The organism is Amycolatopsis bartoniae (assembly GCF_014191255.1).
In the GTDB taxonomy this organism is placed as follows: domain Bacteria; phylum Actinomycetota; class Actinomycetes; order Mycobacteriales; family Pseudonocardiaceae; genus Amycolatopsis_E; species Amycolatopsis_E bartoniae.
In genome coordinates this window covers 87913-100847 of record NZ_JACHWH010000007.1, presented here as the reverse complement: position 1 = coordinate 100847, position 12935 = coordinate 87913, and the positions used below count along the sequence as shown (strand labels likewise).

Here is a 12935-nt window from a genome sequence, read left to right as displayed (position 1 = left end):
AAATCATCGAGCAGAACCGGAAAACGGCGGCGCGAAAGCCGCCAGCCGTGCCGGATCCGGGGTGTCCTGCGCCAGCAGGGCCCAGTACTGCTCCTTCTCCGGCCAGTCGAGCCGGAGCGTCACCACGCGGGCGGCGCAGCTGCGGACGGCCGGCAGGACCCTCCGTGCGTGGCCCTCCGGCTGCGTCGAACTCGCCACCAGCCGCCGGTGCCAGACCTCCCCGGCTCGCGGGGGCTCCGGATCCCGCAAAGCGAACATCGCCAGCGCCGCGAAACCGGCTCGCACGACGTCCCTCACCACCGGGCCGCCCGTGACTTCCAGCACCGCCAGCCGCGAGACGGAGTCCAGCAGCTCGTCCAGAGCGGCGTGGTCGCCCGCCGCCACGGCCTGGTGCAGCCGCGCCCGCAGTGAGTCGACGTCCTTGAGCGCCTGGTGCCGGTGCGCCGGGGCGACGCCGCCGTCCCGGGCCAGTGCCCGCTGCACGTCCCCGACGCGGTCCGGCGCCAGCCCCAGGAACTCCGCCGCCTCCCCGAACGGCAGCTCCAACGCGGACCGGTACTTCGGGAACGCGGCCCGCACCCGTTGCCGGGACACGCCTTTCCCGGTCTCCTTGATGTGGTCGCGCGTCAGGTCGAGCAGCTGCGCCAGATCCGTGGCGACCTCCCGCAGCGCCTCGCCGTCCCCGGCGGCGCGGGCGTCCTGGTGCGCGCGCAGCCGGTCCAGCGAGAACGGGCCCTCCGCCACCAGCTCCTCGCCCGCCCCGGCCTCCACCGGCTCGTCGTGCTCGCCGGGGTTCGGCTCACCCGCGCCCCGCCGCGACTCCGCCACCTGTTCTTCCTTGCGCAGCCGGAAGAACGGATCGAAACCGCCCGGGTTCGGCGCCGCGTGGGTCATGACCCCGAGCCTAGCCGGACCCGTCAGGCGAGCTGGCCTACCGTGCCAGCGCGTCTTCGACCAGACCGGCCACGGCCGCCATCCCGGCTTCGTTCGGGTGGTAGGAACTGCGTCCCGCCGGGACGGTGTACTTCTCGACCCACGGGTCGGCCGAGCAGGAGTCGTGGCCTTCGCTGGCGCCGGTCACCTCGACGACCTCGGAACCGGTGCTCGCCGCCGCGGCGCGGGTGAAGTCGGCCAGCCGGGTGGCGATGCCGCGCTCGAAGGCGAGCTGGTCGCCGGTGAGGGGAACGCCGTCGCAGGCGTCGCCGGGTGGCACGATGGTCAGGTACTCGACGAACACCATCCGCGCCCCCGGCGCGCGCTGGTGGACGGCGTTCGCGACGTTTTCGAGGCGGCGCTGCAGGTCCCCGAAAGTCGTGTTGATCGCGCCCTGGTCGACGGTGCCGCAGCCGGTGCCACCACTGGTCTGGCAGGAGTAGGTGCCCAGGCTGCCGAGGTAGTTCACGTCGTTGCCGCCGATGGTCGCCGTGACCAGCTTCGTGTCCGCGCCGATGGCGTCGATCTGCGGCGGCTGGCCCGCCTGCCCGGTGTCGAGGACGTTGGCGGTGGTGGCGCCGCTGCAGCTGACGTCGGTGAGCGCGAGCCCGAGCTGCCCGGCGACGAGGCTCGGATAGTTGTGGTCGGACCGCGCGCACGCCGACGGGCTTCCGGCCTGCGGCGAGGGAATGCCGGGCCCCGCGGCGAAGGAACTGCCCATCGCGACGTACTCGCTGCCATCGGCGGCTTCGGCGGCGGGCCCGCCGATCCCGGCCGCGACCAGCGTCAGCAGGGAAACCACCACACCGAGACGACGCACCACAGGGCCTCCCACGACGGCGGAAAAGGTCTGGACCGCTGTTGCGAGTGTCGGCCGCGGGCCGCGCCGGGGTCAAGCGATGGCCGATCTTCTGTCCGGCAGTACCGTCGTGCGCCGCCCGCTACGCCGGACGTCCGGCGTAGCGGGCGGTCCGGCGTCAGCGGCGGGTTTCGATCCGCAGGTCGCCGCGGGTCACGGCGCGGATGTGATCACCGGCGAGCAGGTCGTGCGGGTAGCCGAGGTCGATCGCGCTGACCTCGTCGAGGCGCGCCAGCTGGGCGGCGCTGAACTCGACCTCCAGCGCGCCCAGGTTGCCCTCCAGCTGGTCGAGTGTGCGGGCGCCGATGATCGGCGCCGTCACGCCCGGGTTCCGCAGCGTCCAGGCCAGCGCCACCTGGGCGGGGGTGTGGCCCAGCTCCGCGGCGACCTCCCGCACCACCTCGGCGATGGCGAGGTTGCGTTCGGTCACCAGGCCCAGGCCCGCGTTGAAGCTCTTGCGGGCGCTTTCCGCGGGTTCGGCGTCCGCCGCGGTCAGGTCGGCGCGGGTGTACTTGCCGGTGAGCAGACCACCGGCCAGCGGGGAGAACGGGGTGACGCCCAGCCCCATCGCCCGGGCCATGGGGATCAGGTCCCGTTCCGCGGCCCGGTTGATCAGGTTGTACTCGATCTGCAGCCCCACCAGCGGCGACCAGCCGCGCAGGTCCGCGATCGCCTGCATGCGCGAGATCTCCCACGCCGGGGCGTTGGACATCGCCACGTACAGGACCTTGCCCTGGCGCACCAGGTCGTCCAGGCCGCGCAGGATCTCCTCGACCGGTGTCGTGAAGTCCCACACGTGCAGGTAGAGCAGGTCGAGGTAGTCCGTGTCCAGCTGCCGCAGGCTGGCTTCCACCGACGTGAACAGGCTTTTGCGGTGCGCGCCCCCGGAGTTCGGGTCGCCGGGGCGGCGCAGCGTCGTGTACTTCGTCGCCAGCACCAGGCTTTCCCGGTTGCCGCGGGCGAACTCGCCGAGCAGGCGCTCGGCGCTGCCGCCGGTGTAGGTGTTGGCGGTGTCGATGAAGTTGCCGCCGCGCTCGACGTAGGTGTCGAACAGCTTGCGTGCGTCGTCCCGCTCCGCGCCCCAGCCCCATTCGGTGCCGAAGGTCGCCGTGCCCAGCGCCAGCGGGGAGACCCGCAGCCCGGAGCGGCCCAGCAGCCGGTAGCTGTCGAGGGTGAGCGACATCGTGTCCTCCTGCGCTCGTGATCCGTTTGTCGCAAGTGAGTCTGGAACCGCCGCGAGCAGGGGGTAAGGGAAGGAACTTCCTGGGAACACGAGTCCTACCCGCGCTGTTGGAGCGATCATGACGACCTCCATCGTGGACAGGACCCAGGAGCTGGCCGCGTTCCTGCGGACCCGGCGTGAGCGCCTGGACCCGCGTGACTTCGGCCTCCCGGCGCGCCGGCAGGCCCGGCGGACCCCGGGACTGCGCCGCGAGGAGGTGGCCGAACTGGCCGGGGTCAGCGTCGACTACGTCGTGCGCCTGGAGCAGGCCCGCGGGCTGCGGCCGTCGGCCGACGTGCTGGAGGGGCTGGCGCGGGCGCTGCGCCTGGCCCCCGACGAACGCGCCTACCTCTTCGACCTGGCCCGGCAGCGGCCCCGCGACGCCGACGAGCCGGCCACCAGCGCGGCGCCGTCGCTGGCGCGGCTGGTCGCCGACCTGTCACCGCTGCCGGCCATGCTGCTGAACCACCGCTACGACATCCTCGCCTGGAACCCGGAAATGGCCCGGCTGCTGGTGGATCCGGACACCCTGCCGCCGGCGCACCGCAACGCGATGTGGCTGTGCCTGATGCACCCGAAGGTGCGCGAGTTCTACCTCGACCGCGAACGCGTGGTGCGGGAGGGGATCGCCCACCTGCGTGCCGCGTGGGCCGCGCACCCGGACGACCGGGCGCTGGGCGACCTGATCGCCGAGTTCACCGCGGGCAACGAGGAGTTCGCGCGGCTGTGGGCCGAACGGGACGTCAAGGTCAACGGGCGCGGGCACAAGGTGCTGCGCCACCCCGAGGCCGGGGCGGTCACCGTGCAGTTCGAAACGCTGCGTCCCCTGCAGGACCCGGACCAGCTGCTGGTGATCTTCCGCGCCGCGGACGCGGAAAGCCAGTCCGCCCTGGACCGGTTGTGCGCGGGGTGATTCCGCCGTTTGACCGGGAGCGCGTTCGCCGGTCTCCGGGAAGACGGGCGAACGCGCTCGGGTCTCACACCGACTTCAGCACCCGGACGCGGTCGGCGAGGGCGCGGCGCGCGACGTCGGCGCCGCCGCCGTCTCGCCTCCGGCGCTGTCGCCCATGACGCCGATGCGAGCGGGGTCGTCGCCCAGCTGAGAGGCGTGCTCGTGCAACCACCGCAGCGCCGCGTAGGGCACCCCGCTGGCGGACACGTACCGCGCGACCGGCCCGTCGAGCCCAGCGACGAGCCCCGCTGGGTGTACTAGCGCATCCTGACCCGCGGGCCGTCGTCCGCCATCGCAGCGGCCATCGGGGCCAGCGCCTCGGCTTCTCGGCGGAGAACTCAGGCGGTGGGCGCGAGGACGACGACCTTGCCCGCCACCGTGCCCGCGGCGGCGTCGGCGTGGACGGAGGGCAGCTCGGCCAGCGGTACCCGCCGGGCGACGTCGACCCGCAGCTCGCCGCGGTCGACCAGCGCCACCAGCTCCGCGAGCTGTTCGGCGTCGCTGCGGACGAAGAGGTCGATGCCCCGCACGCCGCGCTCCTCGTCGCTGGGCGCGGGCATCCACACCGTCGTGTTCACGACGACGCCGCCCGGGCGGACCAGGGTGACCAGCGCGGCCAGCTGCTCCGGCTCGACCGGCGCGAGGTTGAGCACGACGTCGACCTGCTCGGCCACCGCCGCGGTGAGGTCGGTGGTGGTGTGGTCGATGACCTCGTCGGCGCCGCCGGACTTGACGGCGTCGGCGCTGCGGGGGCTGGCCGTGGCGATGACGTAAGCGCCCGCGTTGTGCGCCAGCTGCACCGCGTAGCCGCCGACCGCCCCACCGGCGCCGTTGATCAGTACGCGTTGCCCGGCCGTCAGCTTGCCGTGGTCGAACAGCGCCTGGTACGCGGTCAGGCCCACCACCGGCAGCGCGGCGGCGTCGGCCAGCGGGACGCTCGTGGGCGCCGTGGTCAGGACCTCGGCCGGGGCGAGCACGTACTCCGCCGCCGCGCCGGGCTTGTCCATCGGCAGGAAGCCGACGACCTGGTCACCGACCGCGAGACCGTCGACGCCCGCACCGAGCGCGTCGACCGTGCCGGCCACGTCGAGGCCGGGGGTGTGCGGCAGGACCACCGGGATGGGGCCCTGCATGAAGCCGCCGCGGATGTTGCCGTCCACGGAGTTGAACGACGTGGCCGCGACGCGGACCCGGACCTCTCCGGCGCCGGGGACGGGCAGCGCCACGTCCTCGTAACGCAGGACGCTGGGCTCGCCGTACTCGTGGAAACGCACTGCCTTCATCGGAGGACTCTCTTTCGGTCTCGTTCTTTGCTTCGAGTTCGAAGCACTTGCTCAGAGTATGCCTGCTTCGAATTCAAAGCAAGTGACGTGTGCCACCGACTCCGTCAGCGGGGCGGGCCGAGGACGACGTTCCCGGCCAGTTCGGCGGCTTCGACGAGCCGCTCCATCCGGATCCCGAAGCCCTCCGGACGCGGTTCGCGCAGGTCACGGCCCGCGTGGCGGAACATCTTCTCCAGCCCTGCGGGGACACCCCGCTGCGGCCCGGCGACGTGCCCGACGTGCTGCGCATGGCCGAGGAGGCGGAAGGTCCTGAGTCGGCGGCCGCGGTCGCGCACTGGGTGCACCGCCAGGAGCGGGCCTTCCGCGTCTACCGCTACGCGGGCTCCGCCACGCCCGCCGGGTTCATGGCCATCCTGGGGCTGGAGGCGCCGCTGCCCGGGGACCGGGCCGCGGACCCGGTGGTCGCGGCGCTCTGGGACCACGTCGAGACGGCCGCTCCGCTGGGGCCGGGGGAGCACCTGGGCATCCGCCGGTTCGCGATGCAGCCGGGCAGGCACCAGCGGCCCTCACCGCTGCTGGACCTCATCAGCCGGCGCACCATCGCGGAGGAGATGCGGACCCGCGGCCGGGCGGTCACCGCCACTGTCTTCGAGGACGCCGGCCGGTGGCGGCGGTACCTCGCTCTCGCCGGGCTGCACGAGGTCGCGGCGGTGGACGTCGGCGGGCGGCGGCAGTACGTCTTCGGCCGGGACTGGCGGCGCCAGCCGGTGGAGCAGTGGGTGGAGGACAGGGTTCGCGCCGAGACCACGCCGGTGGGCGGTGACCAGCACGGCGACGACCTGTCGCGCGCCGCCTTCGAGGAGGGGGTGCTCGACGCGTTGCGCACGTGGCGCACTCCCCGGGAGTTCGCCACCAGCGTCCTGGTGCGGTCCCGGCTCGTGCCGCGCGGCTCGGCCGACCCCGTCGCGGACCTGCGCGGCGCCATCACGAACGCGCTCGACGCGTTGCCGGTCGATCCGGCGGGCGTCAAGGAACGGCTCGTCGAGCAGCTGCTGCGGCAGCTGGCGTCACCGCGGGAGTGAGGCGCGGACCGCGGGCACGACCTCCTCGGCGAAGAGCGCGTACTGCCGCTCGTGGTCGTCGAGGGGCCACAGCACGAAGCCGTTCATCCCCACCTCCGTGACCAGTTCGACGATCCGCTCGGCCCAGACGTCCGCGGGTTCGTCGAAGGTGGCCGACGACGTGCCGGAGACGCGGCCGGCGATGTTGTAGACCTTGCGCAGGCTCGCCGGGTCCCGGCCCGCGTCCTCCGCCGCCGCGTCCAGCCGGGCGACGGCGGCCGGCAGCGCGTCCAGGCCGAGGTAGGCGTGGGAGGGCAGCCAGCCGTCGGCGCGGGCGCCGGTGAGCGCGAGCGTGCGCGGGCCGTAGGAGCCGAGCCAGAGCCCGAGGGCCTCACCCGGCGCGGGCCCCGGGTGCACGCCGGCCAGCGCGTAGTGCTCGCCCGGCACGCGCACGCTGCGGTCCCCGCTCCACATCGCGCGGATGACGCCGATGGCCTCTTCGAGCGCGGCGACGGCCTCGGCCGGTGTCCGGCGCGGGCCGCCCATCGCGGCGATCGCGTCCCAGAACGCCCCGGCGCCCAGGCCCAGCTGCACGCGGGACCCGCTGAGCCGGTCCAGGAGGGTCGCGGCGGCCTTCGCGAGCACGGCGGGCGGGCGCAACGGCAGGCAGCTGACGGTCGGCACCAGGGTGACCGAGCTCGTCCGCGCCGCCAGGAAGGTGAGCAGCGTCCAGGTGTCGTCGAACGCGCTCTGGTACGGGTGGTCCTGGATCGTCAGCAGGTCCAGGCCCAGCCGGTCGATCAGCGTCGCCTGCCGGAGCGAGCGGCCGCCGGGCAGCGCCAGCGGGTCGACGTTGGCTCCGAAGAGCACGGGCAGTGGCACGGCGGCTCCTGTTCGGGTCAGCTCTTGCGGCGCCGGGGCGCTGCCGAGCGGGGCGGCGCCGAGCGCATGTGGTCCCGCACCGGCGCCAGCAGGGCGGCCAGTGTCTTGACGTCGTCGCGCGAGAGCGGCTCGAAGAGCAGGCCGCTGACGACCTCGATGTGCCCGGGCAGCACCCGCGCGAGCAGCGCGCGCCCGGCGTCGGTGATGGTGACCGTGATGCTCCGCTCGTCGTCCGGCGAGGGGGCCCGCACGACCAGCCCTGCCTTTTCGAGCAGCCCCGCCTGGTAGGTCAGCCCGCTGCGGCTGTAGACGACGCCGTCGGCCAGGTCGGTCATGCGGTGGCTGCCCGTCGGCGAGTCCCCGAGCCGGGCCAGCAGCTGGAACTGCACGTAGCTGAGGTCGCCGGCCTCGCGCAGCTGCTGCTCGACCGCGTGCCGGAGCAGGCTGGTCACCTCGATGAGGTCGAAGTAGGCACCGAGCTGCACGGGATCGAGCGACGGCGGGGAGTCGGGCATGACAGGAGTGTACTGCTTCGAATTTGAAGGTGCTGTGCTCAGCGTTCCCGGGCGGCACTGTCCGAAGTGGACCGAGCCGCTGTGCGGCTACTTCGAGGCCGCCGACCCGCGGAGGAGGAGTTCGGGCCCCCTGGTGCCAGGACGCGGACCTGCCGGTTCTCCGCGAGATCGAGCGCGCCGCCGGAGAGGCGTTCGCCGACCTCGGCATGACGGCGGTCGCCGAGGACGAGCCGCCCACACTGGAAACCCTGCGCGGGTTCCAGCGAGCAGGCAGGGCGTGGGTGCACGCTGACGACGTTCACCGAGGTGCCGTGGAACGGGCCCTACTACCGGCGATGCGGGTTCCGCTACCTCACCGACGCCGAGCTCGGCCCTGGCCTGCGCGGAATCCGGGCGGAAGAAGCCGCGCGCGGCCTGGACCACTGGCCCCGAGCAGGGATGCGACGCGACCTCTGACCCGCGGGCGCGGTGCGCTGCGGCGCCATCGCGGAGGGGGAACCCTCGGGCAACGAACTGGCCGCGGCCGAGATCACCGAGTGGCTCGGAAAGCGGTTCGAACTCGCGGCGTGAATTCGAGGTCCGCACTCAACCTGCGGGTCCGGTCGGCCGTCTCCTGGGGGAGCCGGTCGATCGAGAAGGAGCAGTTGCATGGTTTCCCTCCGCCCCGCCACCCCCGAGGACGCCGCCGAAGTGGCCCCGCTGCTGGTCGAGCTGGGCTATCCGGACAACGAGGTGGACGTCGTCAAGGCGCGGCTGGCCAGGTGGACCCGCGAGCAGACCGGGGCCGCGCTGGTGGCGGAGCTCGACGGCCGGGTGGTGGGCACGATCGCGGTGATCGCGGTGCCCTTCTTCGAGCGGGAGGGCTACTGGGGGCGGATCGTCGCACTGGTGGTCAGCGCCGGCTGCCGGGGCCGGGGCGTGGGGCGGCAGCTCGTGGAGGCGGCCGAGGCGAAGGCCCGCGAGCTCGGCTGCATCAAGATGGAGGTCAGCAGCTCGCGCAGCCGCAACGAGTCCCACCCGTTCTACCGCAGCCTCGGCTACCAGGACTGGGCCGGACACAGCACGCGCTACCTGAAACAGCTCTGACGCCGTCAGGCGCCCTTCGCGATCGCCAGACGGGGTGCTCGACGCTTAGGGTGAGGCCGCCGCACAACCGAAAGGACCTCCCGATGACCGATCAGTGGCACCGCCCGCTGCGCCACATCAAGGGCGGCGAACTGTCCGGCGACACCACGCAGACCAGTGGTATGCGGCGGCTGGAAGCCGTCTCGGGCAAGACCGTGGGCTCGGAGAAGGTGTGGATGGGCGAGACGCACGTCGGCCCCGCCACCAACTCCGGCGACCACCACCACGGCGAGGCGGAGACCGCCATCTACGTCAAGTCCGGGCACCCGGTGTTCGTCTTCGCCGACGGCGAGGAGGAGATCCGCCTCGAAACCGGCCCCGGCGACTACATCTTCGTGCCCCCGTACGTGCCGCACCGCGAGGAGAACCCCGGCGACGAGGACGCCGTGGTGATCATCGCGCGCAGCAGCCAGGAGGGCATCGTGGTGAACCTGCCCAGCCTCTGGGCCCCGGTGGCGAAACCGGGCGAGTGAACCCCGGATTTTCCTTACCGGGCAAAGAGAACGCGCGAGTGCTCCACCTCGGGTGACGGAACGGTGGCGCCGCGGTCGCGGGTGAACCACGGTGCCGGGAACGTCCGTGATGACCGGTGCCGGGTCGGCGACGTGTCGCCGGCCGCCCCGCGAACCGGATGAGGTGAGCAACCGATGATCCCAGCCCCAGGGCGGCATCGCGTCTCGAAACGGACGAAGGCCGCCACGGCGGTGCTGGCCCTCGCGGCCGCACTCGGCGGCACGGCCGTCGCCGTCACGGCGGGAGAGCCGGGACGAGCCGCCGCGGACGCCGTCGACAAGAGCCAGTTCGTCGACATCACCACCGTCGCCCCCAACGTCGCCACGCCCGCCCCGCGAGACGGGGCGTCGACGGGGACGTTCACCGTCGACTGCGGGAAGAACGAGAACCAGCACTTCAACCCCGACAACTTCATCGCCCAGCCGGGCGTCAAGAACGGCGCCCAGCACCTGCACGACTACGTCGGCAACCTCACCACCAACGCCGACTCCACCGACCAAAGCCTGCTCGCCGGCGGCACGACCTGCAAGAACGGCGACCAGTCCGCGTACTTCTGGCCCGTCGTCCGGATCGACACCGGCGACGGCGAGCCTGCCGCTTCCGCCGCCGCGGCACCCGGGGACCAGACCGTGGCGAGCGAGCTGCCCGCCCAGGACGCGAACAACGAACTGCCCGGCAACGACGGGGAGATCCAGCAGCCCGCCACCGTCGAGCTGACGTTCCTCGGCAGCCCGGCCGGCCAGGTCACGGCGATGCCGCAGTTCCTGCGCATCCTCTTCGGCGACGCGAAGGTCTCCACGAACGGCCCCAAGAACGCCAGGGCCGGGTTCACCTGCACCGGTTTCGAGGACCGGCTGATCGACAAGTACCCGATCTGCCCGGAAGGCAGCCGGGTGAAGCGCGTCCACGACTTCGCCAGCTGCTGGGACGGCGAGCACACCGACAGCGCCAACCACCGCGACCACATCGTCTACCCGGACGCGGACGGGCAGTGCCCGCAGGGTTTCGAGGCCGTGCCCCAGCTGCGCGTCAGCCTCACCTACGACATCCCGCGGGAGATCCAGCTCAATGGACAGTACAAAATAGACTCGTTCCCCGAGGAGCACCACAACCCGGCGTCCGAGCACGACGACTTCGCCAACGTGATGTCGCAGGAGATCATGAACCGCGTCGTCGGCTGCCTCGACACCGGCCGGACCTGCCAGGAGTGACCCCCGGGGCGGGCGGCGTGTGCGCGCCGCCCGCCCCGCCGGGCTCACTTGCCGTGCGGGTCGGCGGCGTTGAGCGTGGCCACCACCTGGTCGTAGTCGCCGCGAACTTCGCCGTAGCGCAGGAACTTCACTCGCTCCACCTGGATCTCCTTCGCGTCCGGCTCACTGGCCAAGAGCGAGATCACCTCGTCGGCGAACTCGTCGAGCGGCATGGCGAACTCGCTCTCCTCCTGGCCCGGCAGCAACGCGGTCCGCACCGACGGCGGCACCAGCTCGACGACCCGCACCGGCGTGTCGGCCAGTTGCAGCCGCACCGACTCGCTGAGCATGTGGATGGCGGCCTTGCTCGCGTTGTAGCTCGGCGTGACGGCGAGCGGCGCGAACGCCAGCCCCGAGGACACGGTCACGATCGTCGCGTCCGGACGGGTCCGCAGGTGCTCGACGAACGCGGCGATCAGCCGGATTGGGCCGAGCACGTTCGTGGTCACGACCTCCTCGGCCGAGGCCAGGAAGCCGTCCGCGTGGTGCCAGTCCTCAACGCGCATGATGCCGGCCATCGCGATCACCACGTTGAGGTCCGGGTGCTGGCGCAGGACCTCGGCGGCCGCGGTGCGGATGCTCCCGGCGTCGGCGGTGTCGATCCGCACGGTGTCGAAGCCGTGCTCGGCGGCGAGCTTTTCGAGCAGCTCGGTGCGGCGCCCGCCGATGACGACGGTGTTGCCCTCGGCCTGCAGCCGCTGCGCGAGTGCGAGCCCGATGCCGCTGGTGGATCCCGGGATGAAAATGGTGTTTCCGCTGATGTTCATGCTTCGAGTCTGTGCGGCCGGGCCGGTCCGGCGGCAGGGAGCACTCATCGGGGGATCGGCGATCCCTGGTTCGCCGGACTCGGGCGCGGATACTGGAGGCATGGATCGTGCGGAGCTGGCGGCGTTCCTGCGCCGCCGCCGGGAGCAGCTGCGGCCCGAGGACGTCGGGTTGCCCGCGGGGCCGCGCCGCCGCGCGCCCGGCCTGCGGCGGGAGGAGGTCGCCGCGCTGGCGGCGATGTCGACGGACTACTACACCCGCCTGGAGCAGCGGCGCGGCCCGCAGCCGAGCGAGCAGATGCTGGCGGCGCTCGCCCGCGCCCTGCGCCTGACCGACGACGAACGCGACTACCTGTTCCGCACCGCCGGCCGCAACGCGCCCACCCCGGTGGCCGCGGCGTCGCACGTGGCGCCCGCGTTGCTGCGCGTGCTCGACCGGCTGTCGGACACGCCCGCGCTGATCCTGTCGAACCTCGGCGAGGTGCTGGTGCAGAACAGCATGGCCGAGGCCCTCTATGGCGACCGGTCGCACTTCACGGGCTGGGCGCGCAGCGACATCTACCGCTGGTTCACCGATCCGGCCGAGCGCCGGATCTACCCGGAGCACGACCGCGACCGCCAGAGCCGCGCCTTCGTGGCGAATCTGCGCGCCGTGCACAGCGCGATGGGCCCGCAGTCCCGCGCCGGGGAGCTGGTGCGCACGCTGACGAAGACCAGCCCCGAGTTCGCCCGGCTGTGGGACCGCCACGAGGTCGCCAAACGCTTCGAGGACCACAAGGTGCTCGTGCACCCGCAGCTGGGCGAGATCGAGGTGGACTGCCAGGCGCTGTTCACCGAGGACCAGTCACAGCTGCTGCTCGTGCTCACGGCGGCGCCCCGCACCCCGGCGGCGGAAAAGCTGCAGCTGCTCGGCGTACTGGGCCACGAGCGCTTCGACACGGTGTCCTAGCCGCGGTCACCGCACCCTGGGGGACGGCGGAGAAGCCCGCCGCGGTCAGTAGCCGAAGTTCTGGGTCCAGCACGGGCCGCCGTCGCCGAGGTAGTAGGCGCCCGCGCCGATGGTGGTGAACTCCGGGTTGAGCAGGTTCGCCCGGTGGCCGGGGCTGTCGAGCCACGCCTGCACCACCTTGTGCGGCGAGTCCTGGCCGCGGGCCACGTTCTCCGCGCCGGGCGCGGGATAGCCCGCGGCGCTCATCCGTTCGCCGGGCGTGCGCCCGTCCGGGTTGATGTGCGCGCAGAAGTCACGCTGCGCCATGTCCTTGCTGTGCGCGCGGGCCGCGGTCCGCAGGCGCTCGTCGGAGCGCAGCGGCCGCAGCCCCGCCCGCGCGCGGGCCGCGTTGGACAGCCGGACCACGGCGTCCTCGGCGGCGCGCTGGTGCTCGGTGCTGCCCACCACGGACCGGAACGACGGATCACCCGCCGGTTCGAGCTCGGCTTCGGGCACCGGCCTCGACGGTTTGCCCAGCACGCCCACGTCCATGGTCTCCTCGGGCGGGCGGAACCGGGCGACCGTTCCGTCCCGTCTTTTTCGCTTGCGGCTCGTGGGCACCTCGACCACCTTCCCCCGCCACCGGGC

Annotated in this window: 15 protein-coding genes; 6 read left to right on the top strand and 9 right to left on the bottom strand. The window is 72.8% G+C overall.

Annotation, left to right across the window (positions count from 1 at the left end):
* Nucleotides 1-3: 3 nt before the first annotated feature.
* The 3 genes from FHX82_RS27450 to FHX82_RS27440 all read right to left on the bottom strand — a co-directional run bounded on the left by FHX82_RS27450 (nucleotide 4) and on the right by FHX82_RS27440 (nucleotide 2975).
* Entirely contained in the window at nucleotides 4-894 is an 891-nt protein-coding gene (locus tag FHX82_RS27450) for a hypothetical protein (protein ID WP_145933388.1), read from the bottom strand.
* A gap of 37 nt (nucleotides 895-931) precedes the next feature.
* The gene (locus tag FHX82_RS27445) at nucleotides 932-1753 is read right to left on the bottom strand and encodes an SGNH/GDSL hydrolase family protein (protein WP_229881147.1); all 822 of its coding nucleotides are present in this window, start codon (nucleotides 1751-1753) and stop codon (nucleotides 932-934) included.
* Nucleotides 1754-1910: 157 nt separating this feature from the next.
* Complete coding sequence (locus tag FHX82_RS27440; RefSeq protein ID WP_145933389.1) at nucleotides 1911-2975, bottom strand: aldo/keto reductase; 1065 nt, start codon at nucleotides 2973-2975, stop codon at nucleotides 1911-1913.
* A gap of 118 nt (nucleotides 2976-3093) precedes the next feature.
* On the opposite strand from FHX82_RS27440, the gene FHX82_RS27435 reads away from it, so the two are divergent.
* On the top strand, nucleotides 3094-3927 hold the full coding sequence (locus FHX82_RS27435; protein WP_145933390.1) for a helix-turn-helix domain-containing protein: 834 nt from the start codon (nucleotides 3094-3096) through the stop codon (nucleotides 3925-3927).
* 75 nt (nucleotides 3928-4002) lie between these two features.
* Here FHX82_RS27435 and FHX82_RS37330 read toward each other — a convergent pair whose 3' ends face one another.
* Both FHX82_RS37330 and FHX82_RS27425 read right to left on the bottom strand, forming a co-directional pair.
* Entirely contained in the window at nucleotides 4003-4173 is a 171-nt protein-coding gene (locus tag FHX82_RS37330; RefSeq protein ID WP_229881149.1) for an alpha/beta hydrolase, read from the bottom strand.
* A gap of 131 nt (nucleotides 4174-4304) precedes the next feature.
* Nucleotides 4305-5249, bottom strand: a complete 945-nt coding sequence (locus tag FHX82_RS27425) for an NADP-dependent oxidoreductase (protein WP_145933391.1) — start codon at nucleotides 5247-5249, stop codon at nucleotides 4305-4307.
* 89 nt (nucleotides 5250-5338) lie between these two features.
* On the opposite strand from FHX82_RS27425, the gene FHX82_RS27420 reads away from it, so the two are divergent.
* A complete protein-coding gene (locus FHX82_RS27420; RefSeq protein WP_221216621.1) occupies nucleotides 5339-6331 on the top strand; it encodes a hypothetical protein in 993 nt (330 codons plus the stop codon).
* Here the strand turns inward: FHX82_RS27420 and FHX82_RS27415 are convergent.
* A complete protein-coding gene (locus tag FHX82_RS27415) occupies nucleotides 6317-7192 on the bottom strand; it encodes an LLM class flavin-dependent oxidoreductase (protein ID WP_145933392.1) in 876 nt (291 codons plus the stop codon). The genes FHX82_RS27420 and FHX82_RS27415 overlap by 15 nt on opposite strands.
* A gap of 17 nt (nucleotides 7193-7209) precedes the next feature.
* A complete protein-coding gene (locus FHX82_RS27410) occupies nucleotides 7210-7707 on the bottom strand; it encodes a MarR family winged helix-turn-helix transcriptional regulator (protein WP_145933393.1) in 498 nt (165 codons plus the stop codon).
* 648 nt (nucleotides 7708-8355) lie between these two features.
* On the opposite strand from FHX82_RS27410, the gene FHX82_RS27405 reads away from it, so the two are divergent.
* From FHX82_RS27405 to FHX82_RS27395, 3 genes are all read left to right on the top strand, one after another.
* Nucleotides 8356-8793: a GNAT family N-acetyltransferase gene (locus FHX82_RS27405; RefSeq protein ID WP_145933394.1), complete on the top strand. Its 438-nt coding sequence runs from the start codon at nucleotides 8356-8358 to the stop codon at nucleotides 8791-8793.
* A gap of 83 nt (nucleotides 8794-8876) precedes the next feature.
* Nucleotides 8877-9305, top strand: a complete 429-nt coding sequence (locus tag FHX82_RS27400; protein WP_145933395.1) for a cupin domain-containing protein — start codon at nucleotides 8877-8879, stop codon at nucleotides 9303-9305.
* A 174-nt stretch (nucleotides 9306-9479) separates the two neighbouring features.
* The gene (locus FHX82_RS27395; protein ID WP_145933396.1) at nucleotides 9480-10556 is read left to right on the top strand and encodes a DUF1996 domain-containing protein; all 1077 of its coding nucleotides are present in this window, start codon (nucleotides 9480-9482) and stop codon (nucleotides 10554-10556) included.
* 44 nt (nucleotides 10557-10600) lie between these two features.
* Here the strand turns inward: FHX82_RS27395 and FHX82_RS27390 are convergent, their stop codons facing one another.
* Nucleotides 10601-11362 carry an SDR family oxidoreductase gene (locus tag FHX82_RS27390; protein ID WP_145933397.1) on the bottom strand — a complete coding sequence of 254 codons (762 nt, stop codon included), beginning with the start codon at nucleotides 11360-11362 and terminating at the stop codon, nucleotides 10601-10603.
* Nucleotides 11363-11462: 100 nt separating this feature from the next.
* On the opposite strand from FHX82_RS27390, the gene FHX82_RS27385 reads away from it, so the two are divergent.
* Nucleotides 11463-12308: a helix-turn-helix transcriptional regulator gene (locus FHX82_RS27385; RefSeq protein WP_145933398.1), complete on the top strand. Its 846-nt coding sequence runs from the start codon at nucleotides 11463-11465 to the stop codon at nucleotides 12306-12308.
* A gap of 45 nt (nucleotides 12309-12353) precedes the next feature.
* On the opposite strand, the gene FHX82_RS27380 is transcribed toward FHX82_RS27385, so the two are convergent.
* Entirely contained in the window at nucleotides 12354-12908 is a 555-nt protein-coding gene (locus FHX82_RS27380; RefSeq protein ID WP_229881153.1) for a CAP domain-containing protein, read from the bottom strand.
* Between the last annotated feature and the right edge of the window lie 27 nt (nucleotides 12909-12935).